At 37.7% G+C, this 24099-nt stretch carries 15 protein-coding genes; 3 read left to right on the forward strand and 12 right to left on the reverse strand.

The window, feature by feature from the left end; translation table 11 throughout:
- Positions 1 to 104 precede the first annotated feature (104 nt).
- Positions 105 to 578, forward strand: coding sequence for a hotdog fold domain-containing protein (locus tag NRL14_RS00930; protein WP_008134698.1), 474 nt, complete (start codon positions 105 to 107; stop codon positions 576 to 578).
- Between the two features lie 21 nt (positions 579 to 599).
- Here the strand turns inward: NRL14_RS00930 and NRL14_RS00935 are convergent, their stop codons facing one another.
- The 12 genes from NRL14_RS00935 to bcsR form a co-directional block, all read right to left on the reverse strand.
- Positions 600 to 1082, reverse strand: a complete 483-nt coding sequence (locus NRL14_RS00935) for a polymer-forming cytoskeletal protein (RefSeq protein WP_149606640.1) — start codon at positions 1080 to 1082, stop codon at positions 600 to 602.
- Positions 1072 to 2235, reverse strand: a complete 1164-nt coding sequence (locus NRL14_RS00940; protein ID WP_007376893.1) for a M23 family metallopeptidase — start codon at positions 2233 to 2235, stop codon at positions 1072 to 1074. Before NRL14_RS00940 ends, NRL14_RS00935 begins: the two co-directional genes overlap by 11 nt.
- 135 nt (positions 2236 to 2370) lie before the next feature.
- Positions 2371 to 3684 carry a fumarylacetoacetase gene (fahA, locus tag NRL14_RS00945; protein WP_149606641.1) on the reverse strand — a complete coding sequence of 438 codons (1314 nt, stop codon included), beginning with the start codon at positions 3682 to 3684 and terminating at the stop codon, positions 2371 to 2373.
- Positions 3685 to 3820: 136 nt separating this feature from the next.
- Positions 3821 to 4867: a 4-hydroxyphenylpyruvate dioxygenase gene (gene hppD, locus NRL14_RS00950; RefSeq protein WP_008134701.1), complete on the reverse strand. Its 1047-nt coding sequence runs from the start codon at positions 4865 to 4867 to the stop codon at positions 3821 to 3823.
- Between the two features lie 303 nt (positions 4868 to 5170).
- Entirely contained in the window at positions 5171 to 7918 is a 2748-nt protein-coding gene (locus NRL14_RS00955; protein ID WP_306723771.1) for a metallophosphoesterase, read from the reverse strand.
- Positions 7919 to 8056: 138 nt separating this feature from the next.
- A complete protein-coding gene (locus NRL14_RS00960) occupies positions 8057 to 9550 on the reverse strand; it encodes a peptide MFS transporter (RefSeq protein WP_033031529.1) in 1494 nt (497 codons plus the stop codon).
- Between the two features lie 247 nt (positions 9551 to 9797).
- Complete coding sequence (locus NRL14_RS00965; RefSeq protein WP_306723772.1) at positions 9798 to 13616, reverse strand: cellulose synthase subunit BcsC-related outer membrane protein; 3819 nt, start codon at positions 13614 to 13616, stop codon at positions 9798 to 9800.
- The gene (gene bcsZ, locus NRL14_RS00970) at positions 13607 to 14737 is read right to left on the reverse strand and encodes a cellulose synthase complex periplasmic endoglucanase BcsZ (protein ID WP_306723773.1); all 1131 of its coding nucleotides are present in this window, start codon (positions 14735 to 14737) and stop codon (positions 13607 to 13609) included. The genes NRL14_RS00965 and bcsZ overlap by 10 nt, the downstream gene beginning before the upstream one ends.
- Entirely contained in the window at positions 14737 to 16983 is a 2247-nt protein-coding gene (gene bcsB, locus NRL14_RS00975) for a cellulose biosynthesis cyclic di-GMP-binding regulatory protein BcsB (RefSeq protein WP_306723774.1), read from the reverse strand. The genes bcsZ and bcsB overlap by 1 nt, the downstream gene beginning before the upstream one ends.
- Positions 16976 to 19648: a UDP-forming cellulose synthase catalytic subunit gene (bcsA, locus tag NRL14_RS00980; RefSeq protein ID WP_149606646.1), complete on the reverse strand. Its 2673-nt coding sequence runs from the start codon at positions 19646 to 19648 to the stop codon at positions 16976 to 16978. Before bcsA ends, bcsB begins: the two co-directional genes overlap by 8 nt.
- Positions 19645 to 20358, reverse strand: coding sequence for a cellulose biosynthesis protein BcsQ (gene bcsQ, locus NRL14_RS00985; protein ID WP_149606647.1), 714 nt, complete (start codon positions 20356 to 20358; stop codon positions 19645 to 19647). The genes bcsA and bcsQ overlap by 4 nt, the downstream gene beginning before the upstream one ends.
- Positions 20359 to 20379: 21 nt before the next feature.
- Entirely contained in the window at positions 20380 to 20571 is a 192-nt protein-coding gene (bcsR, locus tag NRL14_RS00990; protein WP_007376902.1) for a BcsR/BcsP family cellulose biosynthesis protein, read from the reverse strand.
- A 112-nt stretch (positions 20572 to 20683) separates the two neighbouring features.
- Between bcsR and bcsE the strand changes: the two genes are divergently transcribed.
- The gene (gene bcsE / locus NRL14_RS00995) at positions 20684 to 22303 is read left to right on the forward strand and encodes a cellulose biosynthesis protein BcsE (protein WP_149606648.1); all 1620 of its coding nucleotides are present in this window, start codon (positions 20684 to 20686) and stop codon (positions 22301 to 22303) included.
- 168 nt (positions 22304 to 22471) lie between these two features.
- Complete coding sequence (gene bcsG, locus NRL14_RS01000) at positions 22472 to 24052, forward strand: cellulose biosynthesis protein BcsG (RefSeq protein WP_007376905.1); 1581 nt, start codon at positions 22472 to 22474, stop codon at positions 24050 to 24052.
- Positions 24053 to 24099: the final 47 nt, after the last annotated feature.

Raw genomic sequence — 24099 nt, forward strand, 5'->3', positions numbered from 1 at the left:
CTTACTTTTTGATTGGATTAAGCTAAAAAGCCAGCATAAATGCACTTTTTAAAACTGGTCTGATGTGTTAATTTTAAAAAAGTAACTGTTGATGGAAAATAATAATGAGTAATAAATCTGCACTTGTAAAAACATGGCACAAGTTTAAGCGCTTACCTTTTGGGAATTGGCTTTTTACTAAAGCTGTTTGCTTTAAAGCGCCATATTTTGGTTCGATGAAACCTTACGTACTCGATTTGAGAGAGGGCCATTGTAGTGCGGTGGTTAAAAATCGTCGCAGCGTTCATAATCATATTGGAACTATTCATGCTATTGCGCAGTGTAACTTAGCTGAATTGTGTGCGGGTGTAATGGTTGATGCTACAGTGCCAGTTAAAACGCATCGTTGGATCCCAAAAGGGATGACAGTGCAGTATTTAGCTAAAGTAGACACTGATGTAACTGCAATTGCAGAGATTGATTTACCGCATAAATGGATAGATAAAGAGGACTTAGTTGTGCCAGTAAAGCTTTATAATACTCGCAATGAACTTGTATTCACTGCTGATATTACAATGTATATCACTGAAAAAAAATAATGAACAGTCAACTGAGTTGATTTAGTTTTTATCTGTGGCTTGTTTATTTACAAACGACAAGCCGCTGTCGTCTTCCTCTAACAACATCTTAACTTCACTGACTGGTTTTAATTCTTCACTAATAAGCTCAATTGCATCTTTTTCAAAACGTTGCTTTAAACTACCTTCAATAATCGCACCGGCATCTATGCTTAAGGTATCGTGGAATACATCGCCATGAACATGTGCGCCGCTTTTAACATTTACTTCACTGGCGTTTATTGAGCCAATAACTTTGCCTTTTACAACTACATTTTGTGCTTCAACCATACCTTCAATAATACCTGTTGAGCCAATAACTAAATGTTTTGCTTTAATATCACCATCAATACGACCATCTAATTGTACTTCACCTTGGCTAACTAAGGTGCCTGTGAGACGAACATCTTGTGAAATAATAGAGGGAGTGTTATTTACTCTTTTTAAACTAGAGCTTCCTGGTTTTTGTTTCTTTCTACCGAACATGAGAAAGCGCCTTTGTTATTTTTAGAGGATTAACATGTTTGCCATCAAGTAATACTTCATAATGCAAGTGAGTACTGGTACTTCTACCGGTGCTCCCCATTAAACCTATTACATCATTTTTAGTAATTAGTTGACCTTTCTTCACTTTAATCTTATTTAAGTGGCCAAAACGAGTCACAAGGCCATTTTTATGTTCAAGCTCAATAAAGTTACCATAACCACCGTTGCGGCCGGCTCTGAGAACTATAGCGTCAGCAGGGGCAAAAATTTCGGTTTTATGCCAACCAGCTAAATCGACTCCTTTATGAAAGGCTCGACGATTATTCATAGGATCTTTGCGAAGACCAAAACTACTTGAAATGTAATATTTTGCAGCAGGCAAAGGTAAAGAATTCGGAAGCTCTGTTAAAAAGCTCTCAAGGTTATTTAATAAGAGTAGTTTATCGGCAATAAGTAAAAATTGGGTCGGAATTTTTGTTTCATCAAAAACATCAAGTGGGCCACCTTGTGCTGTTTTTTGTTCGCTTAGTGCCAAATGTTGTTTAAGTGCCGATTCAAGTCCTGCGCCTTTAAGCATTGCTAAAATATCGTCGTGTCGTTTATTTATTTGGCTATCAAGTAATGCAAAGTTTTTTTGATAAGCTTGTGCTAAATGTTGGTATCTTGCTGAAAAAGTAAGCGGGGTAACTAAGTTCACTTGCTTATTGTTTGGCTCTTCATCAAGTAGTGGAGCATGAAATTCTTCTTTTCGTTCACTAATTGGTGACTCGAGATTACTATCAAGCTGTATTGAATCTTTGCTAATCGAGGCTGGTAATGACTCTATCATGCTTTGCAATAAAGCCTGTTTTTGTTCAAGAATAGCCAGCTGTTCTAACTGATTTGTATAAAGTGCATTTTGTTCGCTGACTTTTTTCTGCCAAAGTAGTTGTTTATTCAATTGGTTTTGCTGGATGTTGGAAATTTTGTTCGTTTGTGAATAAACACGTAATGTAGAAATACTGATCCAAGCTAAAGTAGCAAAAACAAGTACTGCAACAGTAAGCTGAACCCAAGACGCCAAAACAACATGCTTAACTTCACCATTTTGGCGAATAAGTAACTGACGGGCTGGAAATGTTTTTTGATAAAAAGACTTTATAAATACTGACATGGCATATAAACATTGGCTATTAACCGAATTAAGATAGCAATTTGAGTTAAAAAAGCCAGAGAAAAATTGTAACTGTTCAAAAATTAATAAAAAAGGGCTGCTTTTAGTAAGCAGCCCTTTTATTTAATACTCGTATTATTTTGTAGGCAGAACTGTACTCTCTACAGAGCCAAAACCTATACGTGCATAGCCTTCTTTTTCACACCAGCCACGCATAATAACGTTATCGCCATCTTCTAAAAAGCTGCGTTGTTCGCCATTACTTAGCGTAATTTTTTCTTTGCCACCACGAGAAAGCTCAAGTAATGAACCTGCTTCTTCGTGCGTTGGACCTGACTGAGTGCCCGAACCTAGCATGTCACCTGGCATAAAGTTACAGCCATTCACTGTGTGGTGAGTAACCATTTGTGCCACGCTCCAGTAAGAGTGCTTAAAGCTAGATGTTGATACGCGCGTTGGGTTATGGCCTTCGCTACGCATTTTTTGCGTTTGAATTTTAACATCCATTTGAATATCAAAAGCACCTTGGTCGCGATTCGCTTTTGATTCTAAATAGTCCATAGGCTGTGGATCGTTTTCATCACGTGTCCAGCTTGTTCTGTAAGGCGCTAATGCTTCGGTTGTTACAATCCAAGGCGATACAGTTGAGGCAAAGTTTTTAGCTAAAAATGGACCAAGCGGTTGGTATTCCCACGCTTGCAAGTCACGTGCTGACCAATCGTTAAATACACAAAAGCCAAATACGTGGTTTTCAGCATTTTCGATAGCGATTGCATCGCCCAGTGCATTGCCTTTACCTAAGTAAATACCCAGCTCTAGTTCGTAATCAAGGCGTTTACACGGACCGAATGATGGCACTTCAGCGTCTGGCGCTTTGGTTTGACCTTTAGGGCGATGAAATGTTTGACCCGATACGTCAATAGATGAAGAGCGACCATGATAACCAATAGGTACCCATTTATAATTAGGTAATAATGGGTTGTCAGGGCGAAACAAACTACCCACAGCAGTAGCATGATAAATAGAAGTGTAAAAGTCGGTGTAATCACCGATACGACAAGGCAAAGAAAACTCTATATCAGACTGTGCAACCAATGTATCGCTAAGCGCTTGTTGGTGCTCAGAGCCTGCTCTTAGTGCTTTTGAAAGGGCCAAACGAAGGGCTGACCAATACTGCCCCCCTAAACCCATAAATGTATTTAGAGTTGTTTCACTTGCTGCATCAGCGGCTGTTTTAGCGTCACCTGTTAAAACGTTTAATTTACTTAGTTTTGCTAAATCGATTACTTGGTCACCAATTGCAACACCACCACGAAAGGCCTCATCAGACCCTTTACGACGAAATTCTGCAAACGGTAAGTTTTGAATTGGAAAGTCGCAATTATCAACATTAGCTGATTCTACCCAGCTGGTTAAATTAATATCGTGGGTTTCGTTAATTAGGCTCATTACATTTCCTTTGGATTTTACTGTATGGCGACAAGGTATAGTTTATTTAATCATACTTGTACTTGGCGCCATACTTTTTAAATATTAAAACGACAAAAAGCAGCGAAGTTCGCTGCTTTTAATTTACTCAAATATTTTATAAAACGCCGCGACGCTCTTGGTCACGTTCGATTGATTCAAATAATGCTTGGAAGTTACCTTCACCAAAGCCACCATCATCAACGCGTTGGATCATTTCTATAAAGATTGGACCAAATAAGTTTTTAGAGAAAATTTGTAATAAATAACAATTTTCACTTTGGCTATCTACGAGTATCTGATGCTGACGAATTTTTTCTTTATCTTCAGCAACCCAAGGTACACGGTCAAAAATAGTATCGTAGTACTCTGGGATAATATCCAACGTTGCAATTGTTGATTTATCAAGCTTATCGAGAGAGCTTACTAAGTCATCTGTTAAAAACGCTAAATGTTGAACGCCTGGGCCGTTGTACTCACCAAGGTATTCATCAATTTGGTTGTTATCGTTACCTTTACCTTCGTTTATTGGAATAGAGAAGGTGCCACAAGGGGACTTAAGTGCATACGAAATAAGCGCTGTTTTTTGACCTTTAATGTCAAAGTAACGTACTTCTGTAAAACCAAATACGTCTTTATAAAAGTTAGCCCATTTTTCCATGGTGCCTTTATAAACGTTATTGGTTAAATGATCGATTCGGATAAAGCCTTTATCTTCTACAATATTTTGCGTTTCTAAGTCTTCAAAATCACTTTCGTAAATAGTGCCTTTGTCGCCAAAATTTTCAATAAAGTAAATTAGGCTGTCGCCAATGCCATAAATTGCAGGGTAAGGCATGTTTTTATGTGTTGAGTCGGTCGCTGGTTTTGCACCACGCTCTACTGCTGTTTCAAATGCTTTTTGCGCATTCTCAACACGCCAACCCATTGAACAAATAGCAGGGCCATGGCTTTTAGCAAATTCTGCAGAAAAACCTTCACGCTCGTTATTCAGTAAAAAGTGAATATCGTTTTGGTTGTAATAAACAATGTCTTTACCTTTGAATTTTTTAAGCTTGGAGAAGCCAAAATCAGTAAATACTTTATCCATATAATCAGCATCAGGTGTTGCGTACTCGGTAAATTCAATACCGACTAAACCTAAATAGTTATTTACTTCACTCATTATTATTACTCCCGCAATTAAGCACTGCGATTATGTGTTGTTGTCATATTGCAGTAGATAATCAACCAGATTTTTAATTTGGGGAAGAGGAGAGCGCTATTTAGTGTCTAGTGCATGTGTAAATTTTATAGGACGGTTATTATAAAGTTACGTGTTTGTAATACAGTTAAGTAAAATGAAGTTATATGGTATAAATTCAAGTGGGAGTGCTTGTTTTTAAGTTATTGTATTTAAATACTAAAAAGGAGGTTTAACCTGCGTTAAACCTCCTTTTATAATTAATAAGCAAAAGCTTTTTCGTACTTAATTGTTTACACTTTGAGAGGCGTTGCCAAAAAACTTGTTTCGCTGCTCTAGCCATGGGTTAGTTTTTATTGCTGGAGCTGCTTTGTAGTGACGTTCAATTGTTTGGTTTAAAGTACGTGTAGATTGCTCAAATGTTAATTTTTGTTGTGCAGCGCCCATACGCTTAATTTCATCTCGGGTCATAGCACGGCCAGCATAAAGCAATGCATTCAAGTAACCCGCTACGGTTTCAAAATTATTATCGGTAAATAAAAGCACCGTTTTATTGAGTGCCCATTGACGGTCAATTTCGCCGTCTTCTTTAACGCCAGCTAATTCACCATCAATGTATACTTCAAATACCCCACTTGTAGGTGCTGTGTAGAAAACAAATGCGACACGGTGCCATGCTTCTGCCTGAGTATTACCAAAGTAGCCACTGTCGCTTGTTGATTTACCATAACCACCACTTGGGTCTATAAATATGTCAGCATCGTCATCCAGATAATTGTTTGTTTCTGCTTGCATTATTGCACGATAAATATCTTTGCCTTCTGAAGGCCAATATAAATCCATAACAAGTGTGTAGTCAGATACCATTCCTTCGTTTGCAAAATCACCATTTGCAGGGGTGTTTAATTCAATTAATAAGCCTTCTGTCGGGGAGTGGCGCGAAAATGCCATGACACCCGAAGGGCCGTCAGTTAAATCATCAATATTTAACTGAGTGGTGGTGTTATATTGGGTTTCATCAGTGCTCCAATTGGTTTCATTTGGATCGAAATAGTTAAGTACTGAAGGCCCAAAATCAGCCGCTAGCGGATTGTTAGCATCCTCAAAATTCCATACAGTTACATTTGCTACGTTACTGCACGAGTAAAGCTCAGTGTCGGTATCCAAATGTAGGCATTGGCTTGTTCTAAATCGAGCATATTTATCAAGTAGCCACCAAGCTTCGGCTATTGGCTCTATGTTTGAGAATGTCACACTATTAAAAAATAAATCAGGATTTAAAGCCGCGCCTTTAAATAGCGCAACTTCGTAATTATTTGTGGGTTGTATATCTTCAGGTTTAAGTGAAAACCAATCAGGTTGACTGGCAAACATCGCTGCTAAGTCGCTTCCCGATACTGTTACTTTATAGACAGAGTTAAACCCAGGCGTATTTGATGGCTGCCTTTCTACATAAAAAGCTTTATGAAAATCTTCTTGGGTAAGCGCGCCCGGTGTCCAGCGTTTTTGTACTAGCTCAGGATTTAAAAGCGCTGCGCTTATTGAGCTTGAATGCTTTGCAGCTAAGGCGGTTATTTCAGCTAATTGTAAAGTAGTTGGATAATTTTCTGAAATAGTTATTTCTGTTTCAGCGTCAGGAGCATAACGACCCATAATTTCATCAATAGCTTTTTTAGTCGTTTCATCTCGTTCATTAATAGAGTCGGTTTCAATTGTTTTGTAATCAACAACCGGAGATGATTTATCCGCTAAATCAAAATCAAGCGTTAAATCAGTAATCCCTTTAGCATAAAAATCTGGCTGAATAACAATCGCGCCGTTGTCTAGTGTCTCGAAACTTTCACCACCATGCGTGTGGCCGCCAAGCACTAAATCAATGCCTGCGACGTTAGTTGCCATATCAGTATCAAGACCGACACCTAAATGGCTCAGCATGATCATATAATCTACGTCGTCACGATATTGACTAACAATGCTTTGCGCTACTTGTTGCCATTGCCAGCTCATTTTAAATTGTTTTATGAAATCAGGGATTGGTTCATCTTCAATTGGTTCATCAAGTTCATTCCATGGCACAGAAGTCATACCAAACAAACCTAAAGTGACACACCCTACTTGTACTTTTGCAAATCCAACGCCTGCAAAATCTTGTAGTTGCTCACCTTCATACCGTGTATTACTCGCCAGTACGATGGCATTCTCGTCTTGTGAATAACGTAATAGTTTTTCTGGGCCCCACGCGTAATCATGGTTTCCAACAACACGAACATCAAATTGCATCGCTTTAATTGCTTCTTCTGTTGCAGTACCTTGTGATAGTTGCTCTGCAACGGTGCCTTTTTCATAGTCATCACCACCATTTGTAAATAAGGTATGAGGAGTTTGGCTTGCTACTTGGTTGTAATAGGCTTTAATACGGCTGAAATATTGCTCTTGGTAGCCAAAGCGAGCATGTAAATCGGCAACATGCACAAACCTCACTGATTGTTTAGTGGCACTGGCATCACAAGTTGGGCCTATATTGGCAAAAGTTTCATTACGCTGCATTTGTATTGCGTAGGTGCCTAATGTGTTCACTTGCGCGCTAACGAAGCCATCTAACACGGTTGAGCTTTCGATTATGTCCCATGTATTGGTTGATAGTTTTGCTATAAAGAGTTGCCCGCCTAATGCATAGTCCACAGGGATTTTTATTGAAATAGTGATGGGGGTAATTAAAGTCAGCGAGTTTGGTGTAAGACTATGTAAATCTGAAACTATATTTTGTTGCTCATTTGCTTCATCTAATAGTGTTTTCTCGTAAGTAAGCTCTGTATTACTAGAAGTCGCACCAGCAGGAGCGGTTAGTATAAAATTACCTTCATCTAATGTCGTGTCTAAACCAGTCGAGCTTGATAATGTTAGTGTACTTGGCTCTGGTTCAACTGGGTTGTTTGGATTGAGTGTAACCTCGTCACTGGAGCCGCCACAAGCTGATAAAAGCATAATTAAAAATGCTAAAATTGTGGCATGTAATATCGTTAACGATTGCATATACAGCTGTTCCCTGAGTCTATTCTCTAATCAATCAGGCTATAATATCAGTTAACAGTGGTGCGGCAAAGTTGAATAAAAAAATCCCTCATAGCGGTTATGAGGGATTGGTTTTTAGCTATATTATTTAAAAAACAATTAAGAAGCTTTTTCTTCTAACCCTTGTTTTTCCCATACTTTAGCTTTAAATGTCATGAGTACTAAAACAACACCAACACCAATGCTAAATAATGCAATTTGTAGGTATAGGTTAGGGATTTCTTGGACATTATTCGGATCGAAATTACCAGCAAGTAAACCTGCGATGATGTTACCGATTGAGTAAGTTAATACAAATACACCCATCATTTGACCAGTGTAACGTTTAGGCGATAGTTTACTTACCGCACTTAATGCTACAGGGCTTAAACAAAGCTCACCTACTGTATGTAAAAAATAGGTAGTAACAAGCCAGTAAGGCGCTACTTTTAAGCCTTCAGCAGCGTAATGAGCCGCCATAAACATAACTAAAAAGCCTGACGCCATGATAATTAAACCAAGCGCACACTTAACGCTGTAGCTAGGTGATACTAGACTTTTAGATAAATTAATCCAAAGCGCTGCAAAAAATGGTGATAGGGCAATAATAAACAGCGAGTTTAAAGATTGAAACCACGTTGTAGGGATTTCAAAAGTACCAATAAGGCGGTCAGTATAATCGCGTGCAAATAAGTTTAATGATGAACCTGCTTGTTCAAAACCAGACCAAAAACATGCTGATGCAATACATACTAAAAATAGCGCCCACATTCTTTGTTTTTCAGCATCAGTTAATTTACCTGTAAAGTAAATAACACCAAAATAAACAAAAAAGATAATAGTGAATACAACAGCTACGTATCCTGCAACCACTGTTGGATTGATTACAATTGCGCCGGTCATTGCCGCTGTAGTCACTGCTGCAGCTATAATTACAAACGCAGCAATACCACCCCATGCGCGGGAAGTACCTTTAGGGCCTAATGGGTTGGCTGGTAAAACGCTATGCTCTGGCAAGTTATTAAGTGAGCGCTTATATTGCACTAAACCAATAGCCATACCAACAGCTGCTGCGCCAAACGCCCAGTGCCAGCCTACGTTTTCCATAAAGTAACCACAAACGTAGTAACCAATCAAAGAACCTAGGTTAATACCCATGTAGTAAATAGCGTAACCACCATCACGACGTTCGTCGGCATCACTGTATAACTGGCCAACCATTGCGCTGATATTTGGTTTTAATAAACCAGTACCCGTCGCTACAAATATTAAGCCAATAAAAAATGAATAATCATGTGGAACTGCCAAAATAATATGGCCACACATAATAATAATACCGCCATACCAAACCGCTTTTTGACCACCGAATAGTCTATCGGCTAGCCAACCGCCAGGTAAACCTAAAAAGTATACTGCGCCTGTGTATAAACCATATATTGCAGCAGCTGATGCAACGGTAAAGCCAAGGCCTTCTTGTTGTAAGCTTGCCGTCATAAATAATACGAGCATAGCTCGCATACCGTAATAACTCATTCGTTCCCACATTTCAGTGAAGAACAATGTTGAAAGTCCTTTAGGGTGGCCAAACCAGCCACTATCTGGAGCTGAACTCATATTTACTTCCTAACTTTAAGAATTGTTGTAATGGCCTTATAATTTTTTGCTTTAGCTATTTTAGTATTTGTATTTACTAGAATGCTCGACCATCAGTATAGTATTTGTAGCTAAGATAATGATTTGCTATAGGGTAATAACACCACAAGGTAAGAGGCACACCCTTATCCTAGTTACAATTGGGCACAAGTATACATATACCTTAGTGCTAGGGGAAGTATTGCGCGGTGTATCACCTTATGCCGAGTTAGAACTCGACATAAGGTACAATTGGAGTGCCAGGAAATTCAAGAGTGCCATATACAGGGTTGAAGTAGTATCGCATATACAATTGGCCAAAGTTAGGCTCGTAAAAGTCTGAACGATCTATTGCCAGGTAACCACCAAAAAACCAGTGTGGCGTTATTCTATATTCAAAGCTGCCCTCTAGGTTATAAGAGATACTTGAACTTGTGTCGCCCTCAAACGCTGGATTTGCTCCCGTTTCAAGCTGACGAATAAACGCTTCTGCTTGTAAGTCTGGATCGTTAGGGAAAAAGTCAATTGCTTGGGTTTTAGTTTGTGAATATGAAACGCCCGTTTTCAAACGATAAACAAAATCATTTCCCCAACGTGCGTCATAACTAAGTGGTACTGATAAACCAACGTAATTTTGTGGACTATAGTAACCACCATGCCCCCAAGTTTCTTCACTTAAATTATATTGGTATGCCCAATGTAATAAGCTTGCCCCTACAGTAAATTCGCGTTCTTGATTGCTAATTACGCGATAATAACTGCCACCCATAATACGATATCGCTGATTGTCTTTTACATTTTGGCCCTTATATAAGGTAAAGTCAGCACTAGACCAAAATCCCCAATTACCACCTAAATCGTGTGATATATTTGCAGTGAGGCCTGTAGAGCGTACGCCGCCCCATATTTTACCGGTGTTTATATCTTCAAGACCCGCATAAGAAAGTACTGAGCTGGTAACGGGACGCTTCTCTAATTCAAGGCTGTATCCAAAGTCGCCAATATCATCGGCGTAATTTACGCCCCAGACAATATCCTCAATTAAAAACCCTAAAGGGGTTGTACCTATATCTAAACGCCAGTTTTCATTCTGCCAGCCTAATCCAATATCTACGCCGCTTTCTTTTGGGCTTACTTCATCAAGAGAACACGTAAATATACATAAAGCACCTTGGCCATAACGGCTTCCCGCAAATTGCTCATCAAAACGTGTTGTTTGCGCACTAATTGTTGTCGGGTCTATTTTTACAAAGCCTTGACCTTGCCAAAGTGGGAAATAGGCTTCAATAGGCACTAAACCAGCCCCAAGGGTTGCTTCACTTTCAGTGCTTGTCTGGCCACTAAAGTTAACACCAATAGCGATGTAAGCTTGGTTTTTGTTTTGTTCATTAATAAGCTCACGCTTTGCGCCGTTTATATACCACTCATCGCTTTCATTTATTAGCGAAAGCGAGTTATACAGCTCTTTTTCAGTTAATGTGCGGTTAGGCGAGAGTGTTTGTGTGTACCAAAGTTGAGCTTGTTCTGTTTCATTGAAATTGCTGGCCACTTGGGCGCCCAAATAACGTAACTCTGTATCATTTGGCGATTTAGTAATGAGTTCTGCAGCTAAACCAAGTGCGTCACCTGAGTAATTAAAATCATTAAGAGATGCCATAATTTGACGCTGTAAATAGCTTTCCTGTGATGAAGTTTGCGTTATAGCTCGTTGTGTTACTTCTTTGGCTTGAAAATCATCACCTTGCTCTCTGTAAGCTTTAGCAATCGCTAGTAAAGCTTGTGGCTCAATAATTTGCTTATTTTGCACTTTTTGCTGATATAAGATAATCGCTGCTTGGCGTTGTTCAAGCGCTAAATTTGCGTTAATTAATGCTGTGGTTATTGCTGCGTTATTTTTATATTTTTGGTCTAGTTGATTTAGTTTCGCAATTAAATCGCTGCCGCTGTAATACTGGTTAATATAGTTGTTTTGTAACTGTACATATTGATTAACATCATTTTCAGATGCATTTTCTGAAAGAGCATAACTGGTGAACCATTGTTTAGTTTGTTGCTCATTTCCTTGTTCTAATAGCCATTCGCCATAAAGCATATGCCAATAAGCAGAAAGTGTAGGTTGTGCCGTTAATGCTTTATTTATAAGTTTAACAGCGTATAGCTTTTCATTAATTCGATACCAATTACGTGCTAATTCGGCTTGCATTACGGGAGTTAAGTTTTGTGCTTCTAAGGCGCTTAAATGATAGATGGCTGTTGCTTTATTTTTAGCATCAAGATGGCGCTCGCTTTGGGTTAAAGATTCGTTAAGTTGTAGCTGTTGTTCTAACGTAACAATATCTGCATTTCTGGCTCTAAAGGGAATATATTGCAAGGTTGCAATAGCGCCTTGGTAGTCATCAATAGATCGTAGAAAAAGCGCGTGGCTATAGCGCAACTGAGGATTTAAAGGGAACTGCCACAATACGTTATTAAACAACGTACGAGCTTTATTAGTAAGCCCTTTTTGTTGGTATATAAAAGCTAAGTCGTAATATAGCCAAGATTGCTCTGGTGCAATATCTATTGCCTCACGCAACACTTTTTCAGCCTGCTCTAAATCACCAGCTTGCGCTAGGGTATTTGCTTTTGCTCGATATTGGCTACTAAGCGATATTGAATAGGATTGCTTAATTTGCTCCTTTTGAGCAAATGTTAAACGGTTATAAAAAGATGTTAAAGCTTGTTCACTTTGTTCAAGTTCAGCGATTTCAAGCAAACCTAATAAGGCGCTGTTATTGAGAGGGTCATTCTTTAAAACAACTTGATAGGTTCGTTCTGCTTGAGAGTATTGCCCTTGAGCAAATTGTAACAAGCCTCTGTTATATAAAACTGCATTAGGGTTTTGCTCCAATGCATCAGCTAAGTCTAATTTTAGCTTTGCTATTTTAAATTCATTCTTATTAATTGCATCTTTGGCTTGGCGTATATAAAGCCAAAACTTTGCTGTTTTAGCTAATCCTTTTAAGGTTTCTCTTTGTGCAAAATCGGCGGTGTGCTGTTGCGCTCGTGTAAAGTACTCATAGGATTTTTGATTGTCACCTAAGCGTAAATAAAGAATACCCAGACTTCGCATTATTGCACCGTCTTGAGGTCGCCCACTTATCGCTTTTAACAGTAACGGTTCAGCCGCTTTTAATTTGTTTTTTTCAAGGAGTTTATCGCCTCTAACCCAGAGCTGATAGGCTGGATCTGCAATTAAGGTTTGACGTGCTGTTAAATCTTTTTTGAAATCCTGATACTGTAACTCACCTTTAGTACTAAACGGGTAAAGCATAAAGTAGGTTTGAAACTCTTTATCAGTGGCACCACTAATTGGCATGTTTGCTAGCGAACCGAGCCAAATCTCTTCTACTTCATTACTAAAGCTAGAAGTTGAGCCGTATTTACTTAGAATACGAATAGCGTGCTTGTCACTTGGGTTACGTCTGAGTAAATGCCTCGCGTAAGCAATCTCAACTTGGCCTATATTAGAGTAACTTTGCAATAATGTTTCGTAACCATTTTTAACACTTTGCCATTGAGAGCTGTCTTGCGCGTACCAGCTTAAATGTTCTAGTTCATAATTGAGTGTTGGGTATACATTATTAAATATTTTATTATAAATTTGACGTGCAGGTTCGTACCGACCTGCGCGAGCTAGTAATTTAGCTTCTTGAATAGCCGATTTATCTTTGCCTTCAATTCGAGACATGACTTTGAGTTTTTCAATGCAAGGGGATTGCTTAACAAGTCCGTTATCTAACTTGCTTAGTAGTTGATTTGCTCCATCTAAATCACCGTTAACAAAGCTGTAATGCGCTTGAGCACACTGTGTTTCTATGCGGGTTGGAGCAATCGCGACCAGCTTTTTCAAGCTATCTTCAATAAGCCTTTTATTTTTTTGTGCTTCACCAATATTTATTTGGCTTAGTAACCACTCAACAGATCGCGTATCAATATCATTTACTGTTTTTGCGTTTAGCATTGGGCTCAGTATTAATACGCAGAGTAGGGCAACCTTTAGCTGCATTCAGTACTCCATTTAGGTTGTAATGTTCCATCCGCTGTAATTGCAAAACGTTTATTTAAAGTACTTGTACCAAATAAATTTAATACACTGTCGTAGTAACGAGTTTGAGTGAATGACTTATCAACCATTAATTTTTGCTGAATTGTCATCGCTAAGGAATCATCGTCTTGTATTGTAAGTAAAGGTAGTAGAGCTGCATTAAAACCTAATGGGCCTCTTTTTTCTGATTTACCTGATTTCGAAAACGTATTTAATGGCACATAACCACGGTCATTAATTGTTTTTAAAAATGGATTAAATTGTGCTAACAATTCTTTTTTATAAGGTGCATCGTTTGCCATCATACTGGCCCATAAATAAACCCTAATAGCGTTGTAGCTTCCTACGTCACTTGTTTTTTTATCGTAATAAAAACCATTATTAGTGTCGTACATTACCCAGTCAGGGCTAACACCTTGTTTGGCCGTATCTAGAATTAACTTTGCTGAGCTTTCATGCAGTTGCTCCCAAGGAGAATGAGGATATAGTTTTTTAAATTGTTGATATATAAACAAAGGTGAGTAACTAGGGTTTAATTTATATTGTTCATCTTTAAATTCAAAGCCAGCTGGAGCCGGTAGTAATGACAAACCAAGACCAGAAATATAGGCTGTTTCTTCTCGTATTATACGCTGAGCTAGTACGGCCGCTAAAATACTATAACGACGGTCATCCCAGAGAATAGCAGCTTGTGATAAGCTATAAGCTATCCATAAATCAGAGTCAGCGGCAGGGTTTGAATCTAAAATTGCTCCTACATTTTTTTCATTTATACCCCATTGCCATGCTGGTAAACGCGTACTTAAATCACCTTCGGATAAATGATTTTCGGTCCAATCAAGTACTAAATCAAACATTGCTTTATCGTTTGCTATTACAGCAAAAAATAACGCGTAAGACTGACCTTCAGATGTTGTAATACTCTGCTTACTACCTAAATCAATAACACGACCATCTGGGCTTATAAAGTGGCTTTTAAATACTTGCCATGCTTGCCACGGCTGACACTGTTCTATCTGTGCTTTCGCATTAAAAGCAAATAATGCCACAGCAACGCAGAATACCTTTATAAGTGACTTCATTATTTATCTCCTTCAGCTAAACGCTTGTATGTAAGTGCTTGTAATAATCGCCATAGAATAAATGAGATCAGCAGTAGCGTTAAAATAGATAATAACGCTAATATAAATGGGTGATCTGATAAGTGAAACCAAATTAAGGTATGAACAGGGATCTGACCAACAAAATACTGTTTATCTGTTTTAATTGTTTTAATGCCTTGAGAATTTATGACCGCAGCACTGCCTTTAATTTGCGCAAGAGCTTGTGAACTCATTAACGCATCATCTAAAAGAGTAAAGGCTCTTTGTGATGTTGCACTTAGCGATACAATTGAGCGTTCTGAATCAAACGGTGATTGAAAGCCTGTAATAACGGCCATATCACCACTACTTTTTATACTTACTTGAACTTTATCTGTTGTTTGTTCATCGTAAGCTCCATTGTATATAGCTTGTTTAATAGCGCGCTGATTGTTATCAAGCAAGATATTAGTTTGCGCATCTTCATCTAAGTTGTTAGCAATGCTATTAGGTTTGGCGATTACTAAGATGTCTTTATCATCTAAGTTGGCATCTTCATTTAAATGAGCAACGCTTATTCTATGAGCGGGGTAACCTGTGATAGCACCAAAGTGGCCTGTTAAATTAAACAATACAGATAGCGCTTTAAGTGATGGAACTTCATCTATCAATACTAAAGTTTGTTGTAAATCCGCATATTTTGTAAATGGGAATCCGCTGTTTGCAAATACATTTAAATCAGGCAGAGCTATGTAATGGTCAAACCCACTTACATCAATGTTGGAGTTTCCATCAATTACACCGTACTCGCCACCAGGTGGAGCAACGGCACACTCGCCTTTTTTAAGCACTGCAAATCTAAAATCAAAGTTTAGTTCATTGCGATTGGCAAGGTTAATACCCTCTAATGAAAAATCATCTGCGCTTTGTGCTGTGTCTGTGTTAGCGATTAAAGGCAGCAACGTTTTAGCGGTTGTTAAAGATGTATCTTCTTTATCAAGTAAATAACCAGTTATGAACTTTTGATTTATTAACATGTTCAAACGTGAATTTAAGGTTTCGCTATCTGGCGTATTACGGTATTGCAAAGTGATCGGAATCCCCTTTTCACGCCAAGTAAATAAATCAGGTGCAAAACGTACATTGAGTTTTATAGGGCCGTTGTTAAGACCTTCAGCTTGTAACTGAGTTGGGTAGTCAATAAGTTCGTCAAAGTGCACAGGGCGATCGCTTCTGAGCCATCGAGGAGCATCGTATGCTTTACGCAGTGGTAGCTTATTAATTGCTTCGATGCTTGCACTTCGGCCAGTCATAATTTTATGACCAAATACAAGACCCGTTACGGCTGTTTTTAAGTCTTTTTCATCACGCCCCAAAATTAACAGCATTTTATTGTATCTGTGAATAGGGCTTGAAATTAGCTCGACGGTTGGCTTTTCAACATCTGGATAATCTTTTAAAAAATCAGGTTTTGAATCATTAGTAATAAACACCACACTGTGCTGTTCTGGTGTTTTATTTAAAACTACTGGAAAGTTAGCGCCACGCCAGTCTGCTTGTGCGCCAAACCAACTAGATAAAGTGGCTGCCGCTTCTATTGCCTGTGTATTTGGTGTGCTTGCAAATACAAAAGGTAAGTTTAATTTGTTGTAATCTTTAGCATCAAAAAATGGTTCTGGTAAATATTCAAGGCGGCTATCAATTGCTAACTGCTTTTGATCAAGCGTTATGTGGCTTGATTTGTTTATTTCAGTCCAAATTGAGCGGCTAAAGTAATCTTGGCATCGTAAATCATAGTAACCAACTAGTTCAAAGCGAATTTGGTTGTAGTCTTTAATGTATTTAGCATTTAGGTCTAGGCTGTGACTTACCGTATTTTTTACAACACTTAGTTGTTCATTAATAGGCAATACTGTTACTAAGTTATTGTTAAAATAAACTTTTAAGTGCGATACATTAGCCAGTAATGAAGGTGAGTTAGTGTACGAAAAGTTAAGCTTTAAATTAGTGCTTAATTTATCAATTCTATTTGTGAAATCGACACGAGAATTATTATTCACGCCGTCGAGTTTATAGTCGTTGAATCCTAATTTTTCAAAGCTAAGGCGTAAACTAGAAACCTGAGCACTCTCAGGGTAGCCATTTACAAACAGGATTTTGTCATGCATAGGCTCGATAGCGAGCACTTTATATGCGCTACTAATAAGTAACAATGTTAGAAATGTATTAAGTAACTTTTTAATCATAATTATTATGCACTATCGGTTTTTTTGGAGTAAATGAATTTATATAAATGACAATATTAGTCATTAACTTAATAACTGGTTGTAACGCTCTTGGAGCATGAAATAATAAATTACTAAAGCCCCGTAAACTGGTTTTTTGTACTTCTTTGAAGCTATACGATGGACGGTCATGTCTAAAGTTATTTTGCCAATCTAGCCAAGCATCTGCTCTTGAGAAGGTACATTGTATAAAAGCTCTCTGTTTTTCGAGAGATAAATCTTTAAGTGTGAGGCCAATTTGTTTTTTGCGGGTATTACATACATACGTTGTAAACGAAAATTGCTTATTACCGCGACTCATTAATAATTCAATTTTATCGTTAACACGGCATAAATGCGCGTGATCTGTCTCTATGCCTACGCCGTTATCTGAATAATCCGTTATTTTTACTTTTAAAGTATGGCCATTTGCTAAACGAACGCCGGCAGGAAAGTTTGCCTTTATACGATGCGAGTGCCTTACTTGACGAGCTTCAGCAGCAACAGCAACCGCAGCACCTAAAATTATAATATTATAAAAAGCCCAACCCATACTTATTATAAGTACGCCAATCTGGCTTGGGTCACCTAAAAATAAACGTAATACACCCACAAATATACCGAGTAAATTAATAAGTAAGAGAATTAAATACGGTTTAGAAATGCCCCAATCGTAATGTTCTTCATCATTTAGCCCACCTTTTTCTGTTACATTAAACTTACCTTTATTAGGATTAAATAAGGCAACAGTGGTTGGTTTCAATATGTACCAAGCCAACACCGACTCATACACTTCGCCCCAAAATGAGTACCTGTATTTACCTTGAATGCGTGAGTTAGTCGCTTTAATTTGAATAAGCGTAGGTACTACATAAATAAAAATAGCTAAAAAAGGCGCATAGATAATATAGGCATTAAAGTAGATCAGTGCTAAAGGGGCTGTTAAAAATACAATACGAGGTATTCCCGATAAAAAATGTAACATTGCGTTTATATAGCACAAGCGTTGAGGAATACTTAACCCTTTGCCCATTAAAGGGTTATCAAGTCTGAAAATTTGCGCCATACCGCGTGCCCAACGAATTCGTTGCCCAATATGCGCCGATAAACTATCCGTAGCGAGTCCTGCGGCTTGTGGAATGTTGATATAAGCTGTTTTATAGCCTGCGCGTTGCATGCGCAGTGCTGTGTGAGCATCTTCGGTTACAGTTTCAAATGCAAAACCACCAATGTTATCCAGCGCTTCTCGTTTTAATACCGCACAAGAGCCACAAAAGAAAGTCGCATCCCACATGTCGTTACCGTCTTGAATAAGCCCGTAAAATAACATGTTTTCATTTGGGATTTGGCTGTGATTGTTAAGGTTTCTTTCAAACGGATCAGCAGAGAAAAAATGATGTGGTGTTTGCACTAAACAGACTTTACTGTCTTTTAAAAATTGGCCCATGGTTGTTTGCAAAAAAGAACGCGCAGGAACATGGTCACAGTCAAATATAGCAATGTACTCACCGTGGGTATAGCGCATAGCGCTGTTCATATTGCCAGCTTTGGCGTGATTGTTATCCGGACGCGTTAAATACCCTACGCCAACTTCTTTTGCAAAATCAGCAAATTCAGGACGTTTACCATCATCGAGAATATACACATTTAACTTGTCCTCAGGCCAATCGATACTTAGCGCTGCTAATGTAGTTGGTTTTACAACACTCAATGGTTCATTGTAAGTTGGGATATACACATCAACCGTAGGCCATAAGTCAGTGTTTCTAGGTAATGGTATGGGCTTGCGTTCGAGTGGATTAATAGTTTGGAAAAAACCAAGTATTAAAACAAGCCAAGCATATGTTTCAGCAAGTAGTAGTCCTGCTCCTAAGGCTAAAGCAAGAGGAGCATCCCAATTTAGTGTTTCAGTGTAACGCCACCATAAGTAACGTGAGGACGTTGTCACCGATAAAGTGATCATTACAATCGTTGCCATCTGGCCTTTTATTCGCTTAAGTGAATAGGCGACTAATAAAATGAAGCTTATAAAAATGGCTTGCGCTTCTAGACTGAAAGGAATAGTGATAAAAATTGTTAATAAAAACAATATGAATGAAATCACAATGTATTTTACATATTTATTTTGCCAAACATGCGCATCGGCAATAGAGTAAAAAGCACTTTGTTTAGGTTTATTTTTGCTTTTTGACAGTATACGCCTTAGTAACTTACCTAATTTTAAATCAAACCACCTAAACTGCCTAAAGAGACGATTCACTGAGTCATAGAAATGGTGTGATATTTTTTCTTTCGTCGCTCTTTTTTTTGTCGTTTTTTTAACGAACGTCAAAAAAACGCTTTGTAAAATAAAGCGTATTGAATTTGAATAAGGATGGTTTCTATACGGTTGTCTTAAATGCGGATAATTCACGCTTATCGATTCACGAATATTACGCTTATGAACGCTAATTTTTACAAATAGAGAACTTACTATAATCAGAAATGGCATCAGCAATGCTTCAATCGCATTCATTCTGTGTTGATTGAAGTAGCCGTGAAACTTAAACAGAATCAAACGGACTAATTTTTCGCTAAACAATAAACTCAGCACCAGTCGAAAGGTGTTTTGAAAAGGGTGTTTATGAAGTGCCTTAAATGAGATCATAATGCTGTTTTACTTACCAACCAGCCAGCCAGCGTTTCGAAATCGTCGTTAGCAATGCTATAAGGTGCACAGTTTAGTGCCACGTTACGATAAGCCGTTGACTCTTTAATCACTTCGTCACTATTTATAAAAAAAGGTGCCATAAGTGGGAGTGTTGACTGCCAAAGTGAGAATAAATCGAATTCTAATTCAGAGGATGAATTGTATCGGTTAACTAAAAAAAAGTGATGCCACGAATTTTCTGTCTTTTTTAGTTTTTGCAAACGTCTATAAATAAGACTGTGGCATACCGCATCGCAATTGACTAACTCAATGACAATATCGTCTTCATGTAAGGTGTAGTTACTGATATCTATATGACTAGGACAATCGAAGAGTACCCAAGTGTTTTGAATATTGTCCAGTTTATTGCAATTATCAATCAGTTCGTTTAATGCGGTATTAGAAGGTGTTTTTTCGCCATGGGGTAAAAAAATGATGCCGTCACTATCTTGGTAAAAACATGTCAGGATATCGTTGAAATTTTCAGCGTCGCTCCAGCCTTGTGTGTTTTTCCAAGGCAAACCAAAATGCAGCCCTAAATCACTTTTTGGGTCTAAATCAATCGCAATTACGTGTACATCGGATTTTTTCAGCACGCAGGCAAGATTAGCCACAATTGCGGTACAACCTGTACCACCTTTTATACCTTTTAAAAAAATTCTTTGCACGTGATGGGGTTACCTATAGTTTCAACGGCTAGTAATAGACGCAAGTTCGTTATCAATTTCTTTTAATAACGCATATTTATTTATAGTTTGCATGTTTTTTTGCGTATTCACTATTTCAATGTAATCTTCACTTTTACCGCCAAAGCGATGAGCTAAGTTTGCTATATCGTTAGATGTAAGTGTTTGAGGGTTTTTTGAAATTAAGTTTTGCATTACTACCTGTATCAGTATGTTTTATTTTATAATATATGGACATTATTTGACTATTATATATAGAATAGCGGCTAAAACTAGTAAAAAAGTATTTTTTTGAAAGGTGTTTTGTGTGCATAAGTTTAACATTTTGGGATTAGACCCCGCAGCTGAAGAAATAAAACCTGCTGCAATTTATGCTGTTTTAGCGCCTTTGGACAATTTTTCTATTGAGTTTATATTGCATTCAATAAGCCCCAATGATGTGAAAGAAAATATTTTTATAGTCTCTTCTCAGATAGAGTCATTCTTTGAATCTTCTTGTTCGAATTTATTACTTGATGCTAGTGAGCAAGGCCGAGTACATTCTTTTTCATTTACAAAAGAAATTAGTGAGTGGAATGCAAAACGCATAAATAAAGGGATTATTAAAGAGTTAAGTGCGTATGAAAATATAAAAAATGCTCTAATCGTTGTTCATTTTGGTACTCAGCAATTACGTGATACCACTGAACAGCAATTTGAAACGCTTATTGAGCAATATAAATCATTTTTAATTGATACAAATACTAGTCTTCTATTTTTAATCTCAGGTCCTGAAGTTACTAATTATCGATTTTTAGTAAGGCGCTTAAATCAACTCTTTAGCGGCGTTGTGTTTGTCGATAATGATTCGGCTGCACGAGTACTTGAGTACGACTATTGGAGACACAGCACAGGGGTATTATCAAATACTCACTATCAGTTAATTTTGCAAAATGATCGGTTAGTTGTAGAAGAAGGGAAAATAGAAACCCAAACACTTAGCAATAAATATTTTAATGATGAAGATGTTGTGTGGTTAGTACAAAACTCAGTACCAGAGGGCACAAAGCTGCCTGCAAATTACCATGTTGTAAAAAGTAACAGCGATTTATTTGAAAAAGGTCCTCAGCTAGAAGCCGCAACATTAGTATTTTCGGTTACACGCTATACCGACTTATCTGAGTTGGGTAAACAATGTTTTGAATTGAGAAAAAATTGTGGTCGTTGGTTAAAACTCGTGATTCAAAATGTAGATGGGATTATCAGGCACCAAGACGAGTGCTTATTTTTAACGCTGGGTGTTAATCTTATTTTGTATAGCTTTTCCGAACCTTCTCGGTTGTTATCGCAAATTCAGTCGATCCAAGGCTTTCAATTTTCTCGACCATTGCCTCCATCTGTTGAGCATGTATTACGATATACTGAAAACACGTTTTCAAAAGGTTACTTACCATTTATTGATTTTACTCGCCAAGTTGAAGTGCACAGTGACTCGGCGGTTAATTTAGGGGTCAGCGGGGTACTGGTTGTACTTGAGTTATTACCAAGAATAGATCCTATTCACCCACTTCATCTATTTCACATAAAACGTGAAGGTGATGTATTTAGTGTTGCTGAAAACAAAGTTTACTTGTATCTACATGCTTGTAGAGAAAATGATGTAATGAATGCGATTAAACATTTATTCAAATTAGAAACCAGTGATTTTTTTGCTCAACAGAGCATTATTTCGGACCACTTCTATATTCAGCAAGAATGTAAACAATTACGCCGATATTATAGAGATAAAGATGTGAGTGATTTTACAAATCAACTAAAAGAAAATGACAGTTACAAGTTCGATCCTGCTTTAGCAAAAAATCCCAGTATTGATATTGCTACGCCTGAATTTTTCACTCAGGAACGTCCTGATGCAAAAGCTTTTACAATGAAAGTTAAAGAGCTGTGATATGAGTATTAATCAACTTTTAATTACAGCATTAATCTCGGGGTTATTTGGTGTTTTATTGTGCCTAATTGGCTCTTACATAGTATCTAAATTAAAAAAGTATTATTACAAAATGACATTTAAGCACGAAGTGCTAGAACCCTATACACCTAAAAATAAGGAACGTAAGTGAAATTGTCTGGTCTAGGGGTTTGGAATCTCTATTTTTTAGTTAAATTTGCCCTGTATTATTACGGCGTAATCGATTTTAGTTTTTTGAGCAATGCTGCGTTGGCCGCTTTGTTAGTAATACAATTTAAAAATGCGCGAGTTGAGAAGGTTAAACACATTATCGCACTGATTATAGCTGTGATTTTACTGTATAAAGATTCGTGGTTACCTCCCATTAATCGTTTAATTAAACAGGCTGGTAACGTTCAAGATTTTAGCTTTGATTATTTTATCGAACTAGTTGGGCGGGTAGTTAATGTCGATATGCTACTTGGCTTATTCATTATTGTTGTTTTATTTTGGTACAGCTCTCAATGGATTCGGTTTACTACAGTGACTATTATTGGCTTGGCGTTTATTGGCTGGCAAGGTCAAAGTAACTCATTAGATATTAATGAAAGCCCTACAGTGGTTAATAACAGTAGTATTGCAACTCAAAGTAAGGCGCCTGTTGTAACAACCCAATACCAATCGCCCGACCAAAAGCTTAGTGATTTTTATCAACAACAAAGCTTATTAACAAGTCACTTTCCAAAGGAATACAATGGCGAGTTGTTTGACGTTATTATTTTAAATATTTGTTCTATGGCAGTTGCTGACTTAAATTTTTTAGGTATTAGCGTTACAGACATGTATAAAGATTTTGATGTGGTGTTTCCTGATTTCAACTCAGCCACATCATATAGTGGTCCAGCAGCCATTCGATTATTAAGAGCAAGCTGTGGACAAACAAACCAAGCGTCTTTGTTCAAGGATGCGCCAGAACAGTGTTATTTATTTAAGAACTTAGAAAAACTAGGCTATCAAAACAACGTAGTGATGAATCACGATGGGCATTTTGATGAATTTAAAGGCCTAATAAATAGATATGGTGGCTTAGACAGCAAGCCATTTAATATTGATTCTATGCCTATTGCTCAGTATGGGTTTGATAATAGCCCTATTTATTCAGATGGTGCGGTTTTAAACGGCTGGCTTGACCAACAAGCTAAAGACTGTAAGCCTTGTGCAATGTACTACAATACCACGAGTTTACACGATGGTAATCAACTTGCTAATAGAGCCCGCATGAATAGCCAGCAAAGTTATCCTCTTAGGCATGCAAACTTATTTTCTGATATTAATGGCTTTATTAAAAACCTAGAAAAACGTGGTAGAAATGTAATGCTGATGGTAGTACCTGAGCATGGTGCTGCACTAAAAGGAGACAAAGTACAATTTGCTGGTTTGCGAGAAATACCAAGCCCAGCTATTGTATCAGTTCCAGTTGCAATTAAATTTATTGGCCCTGATGTGCAAAACTATTCCCAAATTGTAATTGATGATTCAATCAGTTATTTTTCATTGTCAGAATTAGTGAGTAAAACATTGAAAACTAATGTTTTTGGTGGGAAAAATAGTATAGCAAATTTGTTAGATAATTTACCGAAAGCTCCAAAAGTTGCTGAAAATGCAGATACTATAATGATGTATGTTAATCAACGACCATACATACAATTAGATGGCGGTGATTGGTCTGAATACCCACAAGGTGATTAATTTTTATTAAGAACTGCAATAGCAGTAGTGGCATATTTCATGGAGTA

This window comes from Pseudoalteromonas sp. 20-92 (assembly GCF_030847595.1).
In the GTDB taxonomy this organism is placed as follows: Bacteria; Pseudomonadota; Gammaproteobacteria; order Enterobacterales; family Alteromonadaceae; genus Pseudoalteromonas; species Pseudoalteromonas fuliginea.